The organism is Pseudomonas sp. IT-232MI5 (assembly GCF_949767845.1).
Taxonomy (GTDB): Bacteria; Pseudomonadota; Gammaproteobacteria; order Pseudomonadales; family Pseudomonadaceae; genus Aquipseudomonas.
The window spans coordinates 473,507-491,748 of sequence record NZ_CATKQE010000033.1 but is presented as its reverse complement, the minus strand read 5'-3'; the positions used below and the strand labels follow the sequence as shown (position 1 = coordinate 491,748).

Below are 18,242 nucleotides of genomic sequence, written 5' to 3'. Positions count from 1 at the left end.
AATCAAGTCCTCACTATCCGTATACCTGCCACAGAGTGGCTATATAAACTCTAGAGCTCGGCAAACCATGAACCCGAATGAACACATATCCGAAAACCTAAGAAACTACTTAACCATCGAAGCACCTGAATATGCTTTTCTCATAAGTGGTGATTGGGGGGCTGGAAAGACTCATTATATTGATAATTTTATAGCAAGCAATCCACAAGAAAAAACCAGAATAATAAAAATCAGTCTATTTAGCCTTGCAAGCACCAAAGAAATTAATGAAAAGATATTTGAGGCTATATATCCATTTTTTGCTAATCAAAAAGTTAAACTAGCAGGAAAGCTACTTAAGGGTGCCTTGAGTTTTGGATTTAAAGTAGATCTGAACTCCGACGGAAAACCTGACGGCACCACCAATGTAAAGCTTGATAAGTTGGAGCTTTTCGAAAAAATTTATCCAGGTGACTCAAATAAGGATCTTGTCCTAGTTCTTGACGACATCGAGCGCAGCAGCATCCCCCTTAAGGATACTCTTGGGTACATAAACGAACTAACGGAAATCCTTAAAGTTAGGGTTGTTTTGATCGCAAATGAAAAGCAGTTCAACGAAGAAGAAGGGGAGATTTATTCAAGATTCAAAGAGAAGGTAATCGGCAAGACATTTGAGATCTCGCAGGATGTCGAATCAATTCTAGATGAGCTATTGAGGGTAAGTGTTGCGGTCAAGTTAAAAGCCCCCAAAGAAATCTGTATAAAAGAAGAAATAAAAAACATCTACGAAGTGGCAGATTACAGGAATTTACGCAAACTTAAACAAACGATATCTGATTTTTCGCACTTTCTTCAGTGTCTCCAAAAAACTTACACTCAACATCCGGTATTTTACAAATATCTACTGCGAACTTTTTTTGCGCTGAGCCTTGAGCTGAAGTCCGGCCAGCTTAAAGAGGGCGATCTCGAAGGCGATAAGCCGTTTTCTAACAGTAGAGGAAAAGATGATGGGGAATCGATTGTTTTCAATAAGTACTTCATTAACAGTCCACACCTTTACTCGGGGAAAATATGGGCCGAAATACTGTGCAAAGGCAAACTCAACAACATTAATGAGGCGACATCAAAGTTAGTATATTTTATCGAAAACACCTCTAAAAAAACGAAGGAAGATCCTGCTTGGGTTCAACTGCTAGATTACGAAAAATTGGAAGAAAATGAATTTTCAGAGCTAATAAGGATCGTAGAGCAAGAAATAGTTCAATGCACTGAATGCGACCCCCGTATATACCTACACAAAATATCCATCGCCATCTATTTTAGCAAACTAAAATTATCATCTCTCAGCATTCCTTTCATAACAAAAGCCACCAAGCGCTTCGTTAATGAATACAAAAGTAGCGAGGCGTGGTTAACAACACAATTGAGTGGGAACACCTTTAGCGACGGCATCGGCTACATATATTTGTCAGCCAAAGATCCTTCCTTTATCGATCTAAGAAAAAGACTGCTAGCACAGAGTAAAGACTCGTTCGAAACAGGTGAGCAGCTAAGGGCAAAGAGAGCAGCCGACGCGTTGAACGAACAATTCACAAACTCAGACGTCAAAACCTTAGCAAAACTACTCAACAAAGATAATGAATATACGCCTATTCTTGCAAAGCTTTCACCTGACGACTTCATCGGCAGACTTGAAAAATCCACCAACAAAGACCTTCAATTTATCAGTGAAATGGTGTCCTTCCGCTATCGAGACAACCATACTCTCAATGGAAGAACATTTTCTCAAATCCTGCACGAAGAACATAAATTCTGGGAGGCTGTAAGTGAGCGATTGAAATCCGGACAGATAAAGGCTACATCATTAAAATCACACCTACTTGAGATGTTCAATGAAAATAAAGTCATTCCAATAATTAAGTCGCTCATCAAAAATGCAAAAACAGGATCAGCCTACTAGGCTCTGTATGAAAACCCTTGAAACGTCGTTCAAGTCACTGGAGCCCCGATTTTTCGCAGGTTTCTTGCTTCTAGGCGAAGGATAAAGGGGACGGATTTAATTTCTCAATTTCTCTACTCAAAACGTCCGCTTTTTGGCCGAAAGCGGTCGTTCGTGAGCGACCGATATCGGCCAAAATCGCTCATCTACAGAAACCGTCTACGGCAACCTCCTCACTCAAATCACCCATCCTGCAAAAGCTTCAAAGCCCGATCAAAATCGAACCTTTCCACCTGTACCGCGACCAGAGCCAGGCGTTCTTCTAACGCCCGATCAAGTCGCATGTTGCGCAATCCCGCAAGCGCATCCAAAGCCGCCGTGTCACCTTCGTCCAAAAGACCCATGAGCCTGTTCAGTTGCTCGTTGATAGCGGAGTCGTTCTGTAGCTCATCACCTGCGCCGGCCGGTGTGTCTGCCTTGAGGTCGGCCAGTGCGACCAGAATCGGCTGCAGGCAATATTCGACCTGCATCGCCAGCCCTTGCAGCACCGTAGCCGGCTCGCCATCATGGCAGGCCTGTTCCAGCAAAGCGCAGGCTTGCGCCACGGCCTTGGCGCCGATGTTGCCGGCGGTGCCGCGCAAGCTGTGCGCCAGTCGTTCAGCGGCGCCAGCATCCGGATCGATCCGTGCGGTGTGGAACTGCTCGATAAAGCCTATCTGAGTGTCGCGAAACTTGCAGAGCAGGCGTAGGTAGAGATCCCGTCGTCCCATGCAGGTGGCGAGACCTGCCGCGAGGTCGATGCCCTCAAGCTGCTCGGGCAAGCCATCGGCGAATCCTGCGTTCAGCGATGCTTGAGCGGCACGTGGCTTGATCCATTTTGCCAGTGTGGCGAACATGGTTTCGACGTTGAGTGGCTTGGAGATATGGTCGTTCATGCCGCATTCGAGGGCGCGCTCGCGGTCACCGTCCATCGCGTTGGCGGTCATGGCGATCACCGGCAAAGTGTTGAAGCGTGGTTGCTGGCGAATTTTTCGGGTTGCCGTGTAGCCATCCATCACCGGCATCTGGCAATCCATCAACACGCCATCGAAGTCGCCATCCTCGGCGAGGATGTCCAGGGCCTCCTGACCGTGCGTGGCGAGTCGCAGGCGTATTCCGACGCTCTCCAGCAGCTCGCTGGCCAGTTCCTGATTGAGATCGTTGTCTTCGACCAGAAGCAGCCGCGCGCCATTGAGGCTGGCGACGGTGTTGGCATTGTGCAGGGAGCGTTCGCCCGTTCGCGTTTCACCCTGTGGTTCTCTGCCCAGCACCACGCCGATGGCTTCGAGCAGCGAGGACGGCGTGACGGGTTTGGTCAGTACCACCGGCAACTGGATGCCTTGGCGCTCGGCTTCTTCGCGGGCTTCTTCGCGTCCAAATGCGGTGATCATGATCACCGATGGCGTGCGCATCAGGCTGGCGGAATGCATTTTGCTCACGGCTTCCATGCCATCCATGCCGGGCATCCGCCAGTCCATCAAGACCAGATTGTAAGGCAGTGCCTTGTGCTCGGCGTCGGCCAACATGCGCAGCGCCAGATCACCGCTCTGCGCGACATCCACTTCCAGGCCAAAGCTGCGCGCCATGCCTGAGAGAATTTCACGCGCACTGGCATTGTCATCCACGACCAGTACCCGCATGCCCAATAGCTCGCCGGCCTTGAACATACGGCGCGGCTGCACGCCTTGCTGCACAGCGAGTTGCACCTGGAAATGGAATGTCGAGCCGACCCCCGGTTGGCTTTCCACCCAGATTCGGCCGGCCATCAGCTCCACCAGCTTCTTCGAAATGGACAAGCCGAGCCCGGTGCCGCCGTACTTGCGAGTGATCGAACTGTCTGCCTGACTGAACGACTGGAACAGGCGTGAACACTGCTCGACGGTCATGCCGATGCCCGTGTCGCGCACCCAGAAGTGCAGTTGCACGTGTTCGTTGTGTGTACCCACTTCTTCCACGCCGACCACGATGTCACCGTGCTCGGTGAACTTGGCCGCGTTGTTGCCCAGATTGATCAGCACTTGCCCCAGGCGCAGGGGATCGCCGATCAGGGCCGTGGGCAGATCGGGCGGGATCTGGAACAACAACTCCAGACCCTTGTCCTCGGTCTTCAGACCAATCATGGCGGCAAAGCTGTCGAGCACGTCCTCGAGGCGGAAAGGCGCCTGTTCGAGGCTCATCCTGCCGGCCTCGATCTTGGAAAAATCGAGGATGTCGTTGATGATTCCCAGCAGGTTCTCCGCCGAGCGATGCACCTTTTCAATGTAGTTGCGCTGGCGATTATCCAGATGGGTACGCAGCGCCAGGTGGCTCATGCCGATGATGGCGTTCATCGGCGTGCGGATCTCATGGCTCATGTTGGCAAGAAACTCGCTCTTTGCCTGAGTTGCTTCTTCGGCTGCTGCTCTTGCTTCTGCCAGCGCCGTCACGTCGATGTTGATGCCGGTTGCGCGCAATGGCTGGCCGTCCGGCGTGCGTGAGAAACGGTTGAGCGAGCGGAACGTGCGTATCTGCCCGTCATTTTTGCGCACGATGCGAAAGTCGAATTCGACGCGGTCATCGCCACTCTGCACGGCGCTGTCGAAGGTGCTGCTGACCCGCGCCACATCCTCGGGATGCACCAGCGCCTGCCAGTGCTGCAGCGTGCCACCGAAGGCACCCGGTTCAAGACCAAACAGGGTTTCAAGCTGCGGCGTCCAATAGTTTGTGCCGCTGACCAGATCAACGTCGAACAGACCGATGTCGCCGGCCTCTTGTGCCAGGTTCAGGCGATCGCTGGCAGTCCGCAGCCTGGCTTCCATCGCTCTGCGCTCACTCACGTCGCGCACCGAGGCACAGACGCAGACGCCACGACCTTCCAGGCGGGGCAGGTGGGAAAGGCCAATTTCCACGGAGAACAGGCTGCCGTCTTTACGCACGCCGCTCAGGTCCTCCAGATCGCCACCCATCTGCCGGGTGCCGCCGCTGGCAATGAAACCGTCGCGCAATTTGACATGACGCTCGCGGGCAGCCTGAGGCACCAGACGCTCGATGCTGGCGCCAATCAACTCGCCGGGGGCATAGCCAAACAGGCTGTCCATTTGCGGGTTGGTCATCAGAATGCGACCGTCAGCCCCCAGCACCAGCATACCGTCCGGTGCTGCCTCGATGATGCCGCGATACCAGGCCTCGGTGGCTCGCAATGCTGCCTGCTGGGCCTCCAGTTCGCTGGCCTGGTGTTCCAGTTGCAAAGTCTGCGCGCCCATTTCGTCCGCCTGACGACGAGTCTCCAGCAGCAGCGCCTGGGCCGCCTCACTGCGCTCCATGATGGCCATGGCGCCGGCCAGCCTGGGCAACACTTCTTGCAAGAGCAGCGCTTCGTTCTCTTCCAGATGGCGAAAACCGGCCATTTCCACCACCCCGAGCAGGCGTTCGCCACGCAGCACGGGTTGAACCATCAGGACGCTGGCGGGAGCGGCGCCCAACTGCGTGCGTACATGCCAAAACGGTTCGGGTAAATTCTGCAGGTGGCGGGGTTGGTGATCCAGTGCGCACTGGCCAAGCAACCCGTCACCGAGCGCAAGTTCAACGGGCAGCGGATGCTCACTGTCCACCGCGTAACCGCCCACCAATCGAAGGCGCGAGGCGCCTTCATAGAGAACGTAAAGTGCCCCTTGGCACATGCCTAACTGCGGCGCGATGTGGCTAAAAAAAGCCTGGGCCAACTGCTGCGGCGTTTCCGCCTGTTGCAGATCCACTTGCAGAAGCGAAGTGTGGTTTTTAACCCAGCGCTGGCGCTCAAGCTGACAAGCCTCCACCTGCAACGTGGCGATGGCTCGGGCGAGGTCACCGGTTTCGTTGCGAAGGTCGGTGTGGGGGATCTGCCCGTCGAGTTTGCCGGACGCCAATTCGTCTACCGCCACACGGACACGATTGAGCGGCACGCGAATGGAATAACTGACCAGCCAGGTCAACAGCAAGGCCAGTGTCGACCCGCCCAGCAGCAACACATAGGTGATCGTGGTACTGCGCTGCGCATATTCGGCCAGATTCTTCGCGGTATCGTGGATGTCGGCTTGCTTGTTGTTCTCGATCTGCGTGAGCAGCCCGTCGCTGCCCTGTTCCAGCGCGAGAAAATCCTGACTGTTAAGCAACATCCAGGCTTGACCGAGGGAGCCTTTGCCGGCGAATTCCAGCGCCGCATCGCCATCTTTTTGCAGACGCTGCAAGACCCTCTCGAACTCCAGCAGACTGCTCAGACTGCTCTGTCGCCGCAGTGTCGGGCGCACCTGTTCCAGGGCTTCGTGGAGTCGTTCCTGGGCGACACTCATCTGCGTTCTGGCGCTGATGCGAATGTCCGCGTTGTTGGTCGCGATCGCACGTTGCATGGCCAGCAAAAGATACGGCAACTGCACCCGGACTTCCTGCACATGCTGGATACCCACCAGATCCTGCTGGTACAACTGCTGCATTTCGTTCCTGAGCGAATACTGGGTGCGCAGGCTTTGCACGCCCAGTATCAGAACCAACATCAGCAGCGCCGCGAAGCCGATGATCAATTTGCTGCGCAGGGACAGGCGCTCGAGCGTCTCGAACAGTCTGTTCATAACGGGCCTCGTTCAGCAGTGGGGGGCAAAGAGCGGCACACGGCTCAGGGTTGGTCAGCGATCTGTTCAAGCAAGGCCAATTGTCTGGCCAAGTCCTGATCGCTGTCGGCGAACTGCACGGCAATGTTCTGGAACTGCCCGGCATTGGCCAGAAATGCATCGCAGATGTCCGGGTCGAAATGTTTGCCTCGGCCTTCGCGGATTATTTCCACTGCTTGCTCATGGGGCATGCCGGGCTTGTATACGCGGCGGCTGATCAGCGCATCGTAGACATCCGCCACAGCCATCAAACGCGCGCTGATCGGAATATCGTCGGTGGCCAACCCTTGCGGATAGCCGCTGCCATCCCATTTTTCTTGATGCCCGTAGGCGATTTCCTTGGCCAGACGAAGGAAGTCGACGCCTATTCCCAACTGGTCCTCGGCGTGCTGGATGGCGTCGCGTCCCAAGGTTGTGTGGGTCTTCATGATCTCAAACTCTTCCGGCGTGAGACGTCCGGGCTTGAGCAGGATGCGATCAGGAATGCCGATCTTGCCGATATCGTGCAGCGGTGCCGATTTGAATAGCAGCTGGATGGTTTCCTCGTCGAGAAAGTGACGAAAGCGCGGATGCTCGCGCATCAGTTCGGCCAACAATTTTATGTAGTGCTGGGTGCGGCGAATGTGGTTGCCGGTTTCGTTGTCGCGGGTTTCGGCCAGCGAGGCCATGGCGTGGATGGTGACATCCTGGATGGCAATCACTTCGCGGGTACGGCGTTGCACTTCCTGTTCCAGAAAATCGTTTTGATTGCGCAGAAAGTCGGCGACGGCCTTGAGCTTGACCTGAGTCTCGACCCTGGCCATGAGCACCGGAGGAATGATCGGCTTGGTGATGTAGTCAGCAGCGCCGAGGCTCAAGCCGCGAATTTCGTCCTCCGTGGCGGTCATGGAGGTCAGGAAAATGATCGGTATATGACAGAGGCGGGCGTCATGCTGGAGCCGCTCGGCAACGTCATAACCGGACATGCCCGGCATCATGATGTCCAGCAGAATCAGGTCGGGGAGCGTGTCGGCCTGCAGAAGGCGCAAGGCCTTCTCGCCGCTGTTGGCGGCCTTGACCCGGTATTTGTCCTTGAGTAACTCGGCGATCAGCATCAGGTTGTCTGGGGTATCGTCGACCACCAGAACGGTTGCTGATGGATAAACGCCCTGCATGCTATCCATGGATGTTGGCTCCCTTGACTGATAAGCAGTAGGCGTACTTACGCCAGACTCTTGTCGGCAAGCGTAGCTAGAAAAGCTGCAATCGGTAGGTCGAAGCAGGGAGGTTTGTTCGATGAGGTACTCGATTATTGGCCGCTCGCGCCACGGCCATCAATCCCACGCTCTACCACGCCCCGTTTATCTCTTTTGATCCCCCGATAAGAAAAACCGATACCTGCTTAAGGATTTCCCAGAGGCGGGCGGTATACCTGCGGCTTTACAGTCACCTTCATCGTTCAGCGTGGACGGTCTACTTACAGGCCTTGTCCGTCGGGACTTCTACAAAAATAAGAAGGTGAGAGCATGACGAGTGAAACGGTCGATATCAAAGCGTGGATCGACAACCGCAAAGTGGTGCCGTACCAGTGGCTGATTATGGGCTTATGTTTTTTCATTGTGCTTTTCGATGGCTTCGACGTCGCGGTGATGGGGTTTATTGCTCCCTCGCTGATTCAAGAGTGGGGATTGTCAAAAGCAGCGTTTGGCCCAGTGATGAGCGCGGGCATGGTTGGGCTGGCGATCGGCGCGCTGACCGCTGGCCCTTACGCCGACCGAATCGGCCGCAAAAAGGTGCTACTGACGGCAGTGACTGGCTTCAGCGTGCTGAGCCTAGCCTGCGCCTTTGCGCGTAATCCCTACGAACTGGCGGCCTTGCGTCTGCTGACCGGTGTGGCGCTGGGCGCAGCGTTGCCAAACACCACCACACTGCTTTCCGAGTATTTGCCGGAACGCAATCGGTCACTGTTCATCACGATCATGTTCACCGGATTCAATATGGGGTCGGGGTTGGGCGGATTTCTCGCCGCATGGTTGATTCCCCATCACGGCTGGCAGTCGGTGTTGCTCGCCGGCGGGATTCTGCCGATGTTGTTGCTGCCCTTGATGTGGCTGTTGCTGCCTGAGTCGGCGCGTTTTCTCGCCGCGCGCAACGCGCCCGCCAGCCAGATTGCCAAGGTGCTGAGCAAGCTGGGGGGCACGTTCAGCGCAGCGACGAAATTCGTCATCGCCGAACCGCAGGCTCAGCAAAAAGCACCGCTGCGCTTGTTGTTCACCGAAACCTATCGCTTCGGCACGCTCGCTTTGTGGGCGACTTACTTCATGGGGTTGCTGGTGATCTACCTGACCATGGGCTGGATGCCGACCCTGCTGCGTGAAGGTGGGCTGTCCATCGAACGCGCCGCGACCATCACCGGCCTGTTTCAGATTGGCGGTACCGTCGGCGCCATCGTAGTCGGCTGGGCGATGGACCGGCGTAATCCAAACGCGGTAATTGCCACGTCCTACGCACTGGGTGGCGCTTTCATTCTGCTGCTGGGCGCCTTCAGCCTTGAATCCAGTCTGCTGGCGTTCGGCGTGGTGGCGGCAGGTTTCTGCATGAGTGGGGCGCAAACCGGCCTCAATGCTTTCGCGCCGGGGTACTACCCGACAGATTGCCGCGCCACGGGCGTCAGCTGGATGCTGGGTATCGGCCGCTTCGGGGCTATCTTTGGTTCACTCATCGGTGGCGCGGTGCTCAGCCTTGGGCTGGGGTTGCCGCTGCTGTTTGCCCTGTTGAGCGTGCCTGCCTTTATCGCTGCACTGGCGATCATGGCCAACGGTCATGCACGGCGCCGAGTCAATCGGGCCTTGCTGACGCATTAATCTTTTTCGACAAAGGAACTCGTTATGGCACGCATCATTGGTGGCCTCGCTGTATCTCACACCCCGACCATCGGCTTTGCGGTCGATCACGACAAGCAGCATGAGGCCGCCTGGGCGCCGATTTTCCGTGGTTTTGAGCCGATCAAGGTGTGGCTGAAGGAGCAGCAACCGGATGTGCTGTTCTATATATTCAACGACCACGTGACTTCGTTTTTCTTTGATCACTATGGTGCCTTTTCCCTCGGTGTCGATGAGCGTTACGAAGTCGCTGATGAGGGCGGTAATCCACGCGAGTTACCGGGGATCGCTGGCCATGCGGCGCTGTCGCGGCACATCGGTGAGAGCCTGGTAGCGGATGAATTCGACATGAGTTTCTTCCGTGACAAGCCGCTCGATCATGGCTTCTTCTCGCCGATGTCGGCGCTGCTGCCGTGCGAGCCGGACTGGCCGGTGGAGATCGTGCCGCTGCAGGTTGGCGTGTTGCAGTTCCCGGTGCCGAGTGCGCGGCGCTGCTACAAGTTGGGCCAGGCGCTGCGCCGGGCGATCGAAAGCTACCCCGAGGACTTGAAAGTAGCCATCGTCGCGACCGGTGGCGTTTCCCACCAGGTGCACGGCGAACGCTGTGGGTTCAACAACCCGGAGTGGGACCAGCAGTTCATTGATCTGTTGGTCAATGATCCCGAGCGCCTGACCGAAATGACCCATGCCGAATACGCCGCGCTGGGGGGCATGGAAGGTTCGGAAGTGATCACCTGGCTGATCATGCGCGGCGCGCTGTCGGCCACGGTGAAAAACCTGCACCAGGATTACTACCTGCCGTCGATGACCGGCATTGCCACACTGTTGCTGGAAAATCAGGATCGGCCCGTTCCCGTTGACGTCATTGCGCGGCATTTGCAGCACATGCAGCATCAGTTGGCGGGTATCGAGAAGCTTGAAGGCACCTATCCGTTCACCCTGGAACGCAGCGCCAAGGGCTATCGGTTGAACAAGTTTTTGCATCGCATGATCGAGCCGCACTGGCGTCAGCGTTTCCTCGACCAACCCGAAGCGCTGTTCGATGAAGCAGGGCTGAGCGACGAAGAGCGGGATCTGCTGCGCCGCCGCGACTGGCGCGGATTGATTCACTACGGGGCGATTTTCTTCGTGCTGGAAAAACTCGCTGCCGTGGTTGGGGTGCCGAATCTGCAGATCTACGCAGCGATGCGCGGACAAAGCCTGGAGGCGTTCATGAAAACCCGTAATCAGCAGGTGCTCTATTCGGTAGCGGGCAAGGCCCCGCGCTAACGTCACGGCGTCATCGACGGCTCGCTCCGGGCCGCTTCGCAACATCCTTGAATGATTTCACTGCGCCCGGCTCATGCGGGCGTAGCGGACTGCTTCATCCCAAAAAAATGGATAACAATAACAATGAAAATCACCGCCAATACTCGCGTAGTCTTCACGCTGTCCGCTGTTTGTGTGCTGCCTGTCGAGGCGAGCGCCGCAGGCTTTGTGGAAGACGCCAGCGCCAATCTCAATCTGCGCAACTTCTACATCAATCGTAATTTCACCAACCCGGCCAATGCGCAGGGCAAAGCCGAGGAATGGACGCAGAATTTCATTCTCGATTTCCGCTCTGGATTCACCCAAGGTGCAGTCGGATTTGGTGTGGATGTGCTGGGCCTGTATTCGCTGAAGCTTGACGGCGGTCAAGGCACGGGAGGCACGCAATTGCTGCCGCTGGACAGTGATGGCCGACCTGCCGATGAATTTGGGCGCCTGGCTGTCGCCGGGAAAATGAAAATCGGCAAGACCGAAATCAAGCTCGGCGAGTGGATGCCAGTGTTGCCGATATTGCGTTCCGACGACGGTCGCTCGTTGCCACAAACCTTTCGTGGCGGTCAGGTCACTTCACAGGATATCGCCGGGTTGACCTTGTATGGCGGTCAGTTCCGGCAGAACAGTCCGCGCAACGATTCAAGCATGGAAGACATGTTCATGCAGGGCAAAACCGCGTTTACCTCTGACCGTTTCAACTTCGTCGGCGGCGAATACGCGTTCAACGAAAAGCGCACGATGATCGGCGTGTGGAATGCTCAGCTAAAGGACATCTATCAGCAACAGTATCTGCAACTGGTTCATAGCCAACCACTGGGTGACTGGACGCTGGGCGCCAATCTTGGCTACTTCTGGGGTCGCGAGGATGGCAGTGCCCGCGCAGGCAATCTGGACAACCGTACGTTCTCGGCATTGCTGTCGGCACGCTACGGCGGCAACACGTTTTACCTCGGTTTGCAAAAGCTCAGCGGCGACGATGCCTGGATGCGCGTCAACGGCACCAGCGGCGGAACCTTGGCCAACGACAGCTACAACAACAGCTACGACAATGCGCGGGAGAAATCCTGGCAGCTGCGCCATGACTACAACTTCGCCGTCCTCGGCGTGCCCGGTCTGACCCTGATGAACCGTTATATCAGCGGCGACAATGTGCACAGCGGAGCCGTCACCGACGGTAAAGAATGGGGCCGCGAATCCGAGTTGGGTTACACGCTGCAAAACGGCGCGTTCAAGAACCTCAACCTGCGCTGGCGCAACTCGAGCATTCGCCGCGATTACAGCAGCAATGAGTTCGACGAGAATCGCTTGATCATCAGCTATCCGTTGAACCTGCTTTAACCGCTTCATTGGCCTGAGTTCGGATTACCTGGCGGATCACCTCCATCAACGCCTGCGCGACCGGTGAGTGCAGGCAGCTGCTGCGGTACGTCAGGCCGATGGCCCTGGCGGTCTGTTTCAATTCCAGCGGCAAAATGCACAACTCGCCGCTAGCGATTTCCTGTTCCAGTTGATGCGCTGAAACGGCTGCGAGCATGTCCGAGCGTAACAACAGTCCGCGAATGATCGCCATGTCGGCGCTTTCCACCACCGGGGAAGGCGCCGGAATGCCGAAACCGGCGAAGCAGTCGTCGAGCATTTTGCGCGCCGGCGAACCGGCGCGCGGCAATACCCACTTCGCGTTAGCGAGATGATCTTGCAGGCCGGTTTTGCCGTAGAGCGGATGATCACGCCGCGCAAGCACGACCATTTCCTCTGTCAGCAGTGACTCACCGACCAGGTCGCTGGCATAGGTCGACGAACGCAGCGCTCCGAAAATGAAATCCACATCACCGGCGCGCAATTCAGTCGCCAGCAGGTCGAAGGGACTCTCATTGGTGATCACTTGAATACCCGGGTGCTCGGCCATCAGGCGCACGATGGCTTCGGGCAGGATGCGCGTGCGGCCGAGGGGCAGGGCACCGACGTGGACGACGCCGTGCAAGGCACCGCGAAGGGCGGTGATGTCGCTGTCGATATGGCGCAGTTCGTTCAGCGCACGGCGGATTGCAAACAGGATGTCATGACTCGCGCGGGTCGGTTGCAAGCCGCGCGGCGTGCGCTCGAACAGCGATTGGCCGCAGCCGTTTTCGAGGACTTTCAGCGTCGAACTGACCGCAGGCTGACTCAGCCCCAACAGGTTGGCCACTGTCTGCATGTGCTGGGTTTCACAGAGTTTGACGAACACTTGCAGGCGTCGCGCCTGGAACAGATAAAGCGGTTCAATCGCAGCTTTTTCACCTTGGCCGAGCAATGTCGGCACGCTCCCAAGCTCTGCCAGCACCCGTCGCGCTCGGGGCAGCAAACGCTCTCCGAAATTGGTCAGGCGCATACCGTTGGCGTGCCGCTCGAACAGCATTACGCCTAGCCGTTCTTCGAATTCGGAAATCGATCGGGTGACCACCGATTGCGCCCGGTACAGCGCGACTGACGCCTTGGAGACGCTGCCGTGATCAGCCACGCGGACGAAGGCGCGCACGTGCATCAGGCTCGGCAGTTCAAAGACTTCCATGGGTAAGGACTCTGTGGGTCGGCGAATCCGACGACTATGCCGCCGCTATTTTCGAGTGGCAATAAAAAAAACGCATACCTCGAACACTCGAACGCATTACTCCGTCGGCGGCGTGCGATGCGATGCTCTTTCGCAACGCAAAGGAGTATCCGCAATGATCGAATCAACCAAAAACGCGCTGGTTGTCAGCGCCCACTCAGCCGATTTTGTCTGGCGTGCCGGTGGTGCCATTGCCCTGCATGCGCAGCAGGGTTACAACGTCCATATCGTCTGCCTGTCGTTCGGTGAGCGCGGCGAATCCGCCAAGTTGTGGCGCAAGGGCGAGATGAGCGAAGACAAGGTCAAAGCCGCACGTCGCGAAGAGGCTCAGGCCGCCGCCGACATTCTCGGGGCCAGTGTCGAGTTCTTCGATATCGGCGATTACCCGATGCGCGCCGACAAGGAAACCTTGTTCCGTCTAGCCGATGTTTTTCGCCGGGTGCAACCGGAGTTCGTCCTCAGTCACTCGCTCAAAGACCCGTACAACTACGATCACCCGCTGGCCATGAACCTGACCCAGGAGGCGCGCATCATCGCCCAGGCCGAAGGCTATAAACCGGGTGAGAAAATCGTCGGTGCACCGCCGGTCTACAGTTTCGAGCCACACCAGCCCGAGCAATGCGAATGGCGCCCCGATGTATTGCTCGACATCACTGATGTCTGGGACAAGAAGTACGCGGCCATCCAGTGCATGGCCGGACAGGAGCATTTGTGGGAGTACTACACGCGCGTCGCCCTGCAACGCGGTGTGCAAGCCAAACGTAATGTCGGGATCACCTCAACCCGCAACATCGTTTATGGCGAGGGTTACCAGAGTATTTTCCCGCGTGTCACGGAGAATCTGGGATGAGCGAACATATCGGCAAGACAGGCGTTGTTGTGCGCAATATTCAGCGGGCCGAAGCGGCGCTAGTCGATGAGTTGAAACGCTTCGGGGTCGCGACCATACATGAAGCACAGGGCCGCAAAGGACTGTTCGCGAGTTCGATCAGGCCGATTCAACAAGGCACGGTGATCAGTGGTTCAGCCGTCACGGTGCTGGTTGCGCCGGGTGACAACTGGATGTTCCATGTGGCCGTCGAACAATGCCGGCCCGGCGATATTCTGGTGGTTGCGCCGAGTTCACCGTGTACCGACGGCTACTTCGGTGACCTCTTGGCCACCTCGCTCAAGGCTCACGGCGTCGGGGCGCTGGTGATTGAGGCCGGCGTGCGCGACACCCATACCCTGCGCGAAATGGGCTTCCCGGTCTGGTCCCGCGCCATCAGCGCGCAAGGCACAATTAAGGAAACCCTGGGTTCGGTCAACCTGCCACTGGTGTGCGGCGGGCAACTGGTGCATCCGGGTGATGTGGTGGTTGCTGATGACGATGGTGTGGTGGTCGTGCGACGCACCGAGCTGCTGCAAGTCGTCGAAGCCAGTCGTGCCCGCGCCGACCTGGAGGAACAGAAGGCCCTGCGCCTGGCCAAGGGCGAACTGGGTCTGGACATCTACAACATGCGCGCGCGCCTGGCGGAAAAGGGTTTGCGTTACGTCGACAGCCTTGAAGAACTGGGAGACTGAGCATGGCGCAGACCCGCATTCCCTGTCTGCTGATGCGCGGCGGTACGTCGAAAGGCACTTACTTTCTGGCCGACGATTTACCGCAAGAGCCTGCGCTGCGAGATCGCGTGTTGCTGGCGGTGATGGGCTCGCCGGATGCGCGGCAGATCGACGGCATTGGCGGCGGTGATTCACTGACCAGCAAAGTGGCGATCATCAGACCGTCGAGCCGCGCGGGTGCTGATGTCGATTACCTTTTCGCCCAGGTGCTGGTGGATGAGCCGCGTGTCGATTACGGTCAGAACTGCGGGAACATCCTCGCCGGTGTCGGTCCGTTCGCCATCGAGCGCGGGTTGGTGGCGGCGACAGCCGATGTCACCCCTGTGCGGATCTATATGGAAAACACCGGACAGATCGCCATCGCCCATGTCCCAACGTCTGATGGTGAAGTGCGCTATGACGGCGACGCCCGTATTGACGGCGTGCCGGGGCAGGCCGCGCCGTTGATTGTCGAATTCGAGGATGTCGCGGGCTCCAGTTGCGGCGCCTTACTGCCGACCGGCAACGCCCGGGACGTGATCGACGGCGTTGAAGTGACCTGCATCGATAACGGCATGCCCGTGGTGCTGATCAACGCGCAAGAGCTGGATTGCAGTGGCTATGAGAGTCCCGCGCAACTCGACGTCAATGCTTCACTGAAACAGCGTCTGGAGTCCATCCGCCTGCAAGCGGGGCGGCGCATGAATCTGGATGATGTGAGCCAGCGCAACGTGCCGAAAATGTGCCTGATTGCACCGCCGCAGGTCGGTGGGGCCATCACCACACGCAGCTTCATTCCCCATCGCTGCCACACCAGCATTGGCGTGTTCGGCGCAGTCAGCGTGGCCGCCGCCTGCCTGATCAAAGGCAGTGTGGCAGCGGTCATGGCGGTGGTGGAGGAGGGCGAGGTGAAACGCCTGTCGATCGAACATCCGACGGGCGAGTTCACGGTGGAGGTGCGCTTGCAGGACGAGCGATTGGTCGGGTGCGGACTGATGCGCACGGCTCGGTTACTGTTTGATGGCTTCGTCTGCATTCCATCAGCGACCTGGCGTGGTAAAGCCGTTGGTCAATCAGGAGAGTGCCTCTCGCAAGTACGCGTAAAGAGCTGAAAACTCCATTTTTCACTTTGCTCCTGCCTATTCCGGTGGCAAGCCTTGGCTGACCTTTTTAGTGGGTGGCCGCCAACCAGCGAAGAAATCTGGAAATCTCAAACCCCAGAAACGACAAAGCCCTGAATAATCAGGGCTTTGTCGGTACAGAATATGGCGGAGGCGATGGGATTCGAACTCATGGACCTGTTACAGTCGACGGTTTTCAAGACCGATATTCAAAGCCAATGAAACCGGGGCCTGTAGCCGATTTTCGTTACGATACGTTTATTTTTCGCCAACTCTACAGCCCGCATTCTACAAGGGGCGAAGTTTGAGTTTTGTAACGGTTTTTCGGGCTATTTCGATGGCTTTGCAATGGCGCCAATTCGTCGATACACGCGCTCGGTGATGTCCCCTTTGGTGTGGCCCAAGAGTAGGCTCGCATCACCGACGTCGAGGATTTCCGAAGCCGCTTTCGGCCTGATGTCTCTGAACTGGAAGCCTCCTATTTTCTCCGCCAGCTGAACATCGCCTTTTTCTACAGCCTCTTTCTTTGCCCTTTCTCTGGCATCGTCCCATCGATCGCGGAGCATCTTCGCTGTCATCCGCTTGCCGCGTGCGCTTACGATCAAATAGCTGCAAATGTGCAGAGCATTGCGCTCGGCCATTTTGCCGATCAACAGGCCCAGGCTGTTTGGCTTATCACCGTCAGTCATCTGGATACGCAGCTTTTTGTGTGTCTTGTTCTGCTGCACACCCAAGTAATTTCCCTCGATATCGTCCTTCCTCATGACCAAGACATCGGCCGGTCTTTGCCCGGTCAGATAGGCCAAATCCATCGCGTCTTTCAGCTCCTGAGCTGCCTTCACGTAAACAGCATCCCAAACCACATCATTTGCGTAATAGTCCCTCGGTGTTTCCTTGTTTTTTCGTACGCCTTGGCAGGGATTTTCTTTGGTCGTCAGCCCCCATTCTCGAGCAATGTTGAAAACGTGGGAGAGGGTGGCAATCTCGCGATTCGCCCGAACCTTCGCTGTCCGCGCGTCGCGGTACCCAGCGATAGTTGCTGGGGTGATTGAGTCGATAGGAGCGCTGTCGAACATCGGCCGAAGCTGCTTGATCTCCGCCAAATTGTCCTTCTGCGTCCGCGCAGCTTTCTTCGATACGATGTCGCGGATATATCGGTCGAAGATGCCTTTCATGGTGCGCAGATCGAGCGGCTTTTCCTTCGCCTCCAGCTCCGCCCATTTGACCCTGGCCAAGTCCAGATCTTTGCCCAACGGGATCGCCTTGCCTGTCATGTCCAGATAGTAGTAAGCGATCCAAACCTTTCCGCTTTTTCGTGTTCGCGTCCACTGGTACATCCGAGGCGGCAAGTTGCGTGTATCGGCCTTGCGGGGGCGCATATCAGTTCACTCGCGAATAGTCAGGTGTCCATGCCGGCGGAGCCGGCGGTGGGTTCGGATCGGCAATCGAGGGGCTGATCATGCCCAGCTTCATGCGGGCATACATCCGACCCACCAGTGGACGTTTACCGCGGCTCTCGACGAAGACCCACTGGCGATCAATCAGCCAGCGGCGCTGGTAGGCCCTGGCCTTGTAGCCGGTGAGTTCGGCCAGCTCCTCGTCGGAGAGGATTTCTGTTTCCATTGTGATGCTCCATTGCCGCGCGTGGCGGCAGAAGATGGTTGATATTGGGTGGTTGCGCTTGGGCTACAGTTGATCGATGCGCAACTGATGCGGAGTATTCGGATGTTCAACAAGTATCCCGAGCAAAAGGAAAGCCGGACGGTACTGGGGGCGCTCGGTGCCGCACTCCTGACGCTGGGAATATTTCTGGTCGTCATCGATGCGGTTGGTGGGTTTATTTTCGTAGTCGCGGGAGGCGGCCTTGTCATGCTGGCGTGGGTGGCGAGTGAGCGAGCATTCGAGAGAGTGCTGCGAGTGCTGAACTGGTTATGAGAGAGTGATTCCCCGCAGTACGGCCGCACACGGGCAGGTTGTTGAGTTGGGTGATGTATTACAGGTACTGGCGTTTAATGCGATCGGCGATGCCTTCAAGCTTTTCCGCCATGTACCGCATGTCGTTGTTATCGCGGCGGGAGACGACGCCCGATCGCCCAACGTTGCGACCGTCGATGATCCAGGCAGCCAAGATGAGTATCGTGGCTTCAAGCCGACGCCGAAGCCAGCCGGTGTGTGGGACAACTCTCATCGCCACGGCCCTTGGTAGATGAG

At 56.9% G+C, this 18,242-nt stretch carries 14 protein-coding genes; 8 read left to right on the top strand and 6 right to left on the bottom strand.

Going from position 1 to position 18,242, the window contains the following annotated elements; translation table 11 throughout:
• The first annotated feature begins 67 nt into the window (after positions 1-67).
• A complete protein-coding gene (locus ACM6JQ_RS18200) occupies positions 68-1,939 on the top strand; it encodes a P-loop NTPase fold protein (protein WP_414894423.1) in 1,872 nt (623 codons plus the stop codon).
• Positions 1,940-2,160: 221 nt separating this feature from the next.
• Here the strand turns inward: ACM6JQ_RS18200 and ACM6JQ_RS18195 are convergent, their stop codons facing one another.
• Both ACM6JQ_RS18195 and ACM6JQ_RS18190 read right to left on the bottom strand, forming a co-directional pair.
• Positions 2,161-6,540, bottom strand: coding sequence for a response regulator (locus tag ACM6JQ_RS18195; RefSeq protein WP_414894422.1), 4,380 nt, complete (start codon positions 6,538-6,540; stop codon positions 2,161-2,163).
• Between the two features lie 44 nt (positions 6,541-6,584).
• Positions 6,585-7,742: an HD-GYP domain-containing protein gene (locus ACM6JQ_RS18190; RefSeq protein WP_414894421.1), complete on the bottom strand. Its 1,158-nt coding sequence runs from the start codon at positions 7,740-7,742 to the stop codon at positions 6,585-6,587.
• Positions 7,743-8,084: 342 nt separating this feature from the next.
• On the opposite strand from ACM6JQ_RS18190, the gene ACM6JQ_RS18185 reads away from it, so the two are divergent.
• The 3 genes from ACM6JQ_RS18185 (at position 8,085) to ACM6JQ_RS18175 (ending at position 12,080) form a co-directional block, all read left to right on the top strand.
• Positions 8,085-9,422 carry an MFS transporter gene (locus tag ACM6JQ_RS18185; RefSeq protein ID WP_414894420.1) on the top strand — a complete coding sequence of 446 codons (1,338 nt, stop codon included), beginning with the start codon at positions 8,085-8,087 and terminating at the stop codon, positions 9,420-9,422.
• A gap of 24 nt (positions 9,423-9,446) precedes the next feature.
• A complete protein-coding gene (locus tag ACM6JQ_RS18180; protein WP_007915428.1) occupies positions 9,447-10,709 on the top strand; it encodes a gallate dioxygenase in 1,263 nt (420 codons plus the stop codon).
• Positions 10,710-10,832: 123 nt separating this feature from the next.
• Positions 10,833-12,080, top strand: coding sequence for an OprD family porin (locus tag ACM6JQ_RS18175; protein WP_414894419.1), 1,248 nt, complete (start codon positions 10,833-10,835; stop codon positions 12,078-12,080).
• Here the strand turns inward: ACM6JQ_RS18175 and ACM6JQ_RS18170 are convergent.
• Positions 12,055-13,290, bottom strand: a complete 1,236-nt coding sequence (locus ACM6JQ_RS18170) for a LysR family transcriptional regulator (protein WP_007915432.1) — start codon at positions 13,288-13,290, stop codon at positions 12,055-12,057. The two genes, ACM6JQ_RS18175 and ACM6JQ_RS18170, sit on opposite strands and share 26 nt — an antisense overlap.
• A gap of 154 nt (positions 13,291-13,444) precedes the next feature.
• On the opposite strand from ACM6JQ_RS18170, the gene galB reads away from it, so the two are divergent.
• The 3 genes from galB to ACM6JQ_RS18155 are packed head-to-tail and all read left to right on the top strand — an operon-like array spanning position 13,445 to position 16,022.
• On the top strand, positions 13,445-14,179 hold the full coding sequence (gene galB / locus ACM6JQ_RS18165) for a 4-oxalmesaconate hydratase (protein ID WP_007915437.1): 735 nt from the start codon (positions 13,445-13,447) through the stop codon (positions 14,177-14,179).
• Positions 14,176-14,892 (top strand): 4-carboxy-4-hydroxy-2-oxoadipate aldolase/oxaloacetate decarboxylase, encoded by a 717-nt coding sequence (locus ACM6JQ_RS18160; protein WP_414894418.1) that lies wholly within the window; start codon positions 14,176-14,178, stop codon positions 14,890-14,892. The genes galB and ACM6JQ_RS18160 overlap by 4 nt, the downstream gene beginning before the upstream one ends.
• A gap of 2 nt (positions 14,893-14,894) precedes the next feature.
• The gene (locus tag ACM6JQ_RS18155) at positions 14,895-16,022 is read left to right on the top strand and encodes a 4-oxalomesaconate tautomerase (protein WP_414894417.1); all 1,128 of its coding nucleotides are present in this window, start codon (positions 14,895-14,897) and stop codon (positions 16,020-16,022) included.
• A 338-nt stretch (positions 16,023-16,360) separates the two neighbouring features.
• On the opposite strand, the gene ACM6JQ_RS18150 is transcribed toward ACM6JQ_RS18155, so the two are convergent.
• Positions 16,361-17,410 (bottom strand): tyrosine-type recombinase/integrase, encoded by a 1,050-nt coding sequence (locus ACM6JQ_RS18150; RefSeq protein WP_414894416.1) that lies wholly within the window; start codon positions 17,408-17,410, stop codon positions 16,361-16,363.
• Position 17,411: 1 nt separating this feature from the next.
• Positions 17,412-17,654, bottom strand: coding sequence for a DUF4224 domain-containing protein (locus ACM6JQ_RS18145; protein ID WP_414894415.1), 243 nt, complete (start codon positions 17,652-17,654; stop codon positions 17,412-17,414).
• Between the two features lie 102 nt (positions 17,655-17,756).
• On the opposite strand from ACM6JQ_RS18145, the gene ACM6JQ_RS18140 reads away from it, so the two are divergent.
• A complete protein-coding gene (locus ACM6JQ_RS18140) occupies positions 17,757-17,966 on the top strand; it encodes a hypothetical protein (RefSeq protein WP_414894414.1) in 210 nt (69 codons plus the stop codon).
• 58 nt (positions 17,967-18,024) lie between these two features.
• Here ACM6JQ_RS18140 and ACM6JQ_RS18135 read toward each other — a convergent pair whose 3' ends face one another.
• Positions 18,025-18,219: a hypothetical protein gene (locus ACM6JQ_RS18135; protein WP_414894412.1), complete on the bottom strand. Its 195-nt coding sequence runs from the start codon at positions 18,217-18,219 to the stop codon at positions 18,025-18,027.
• Positions 18,220-18,242 lie beyond the last annotated feature (23 nt).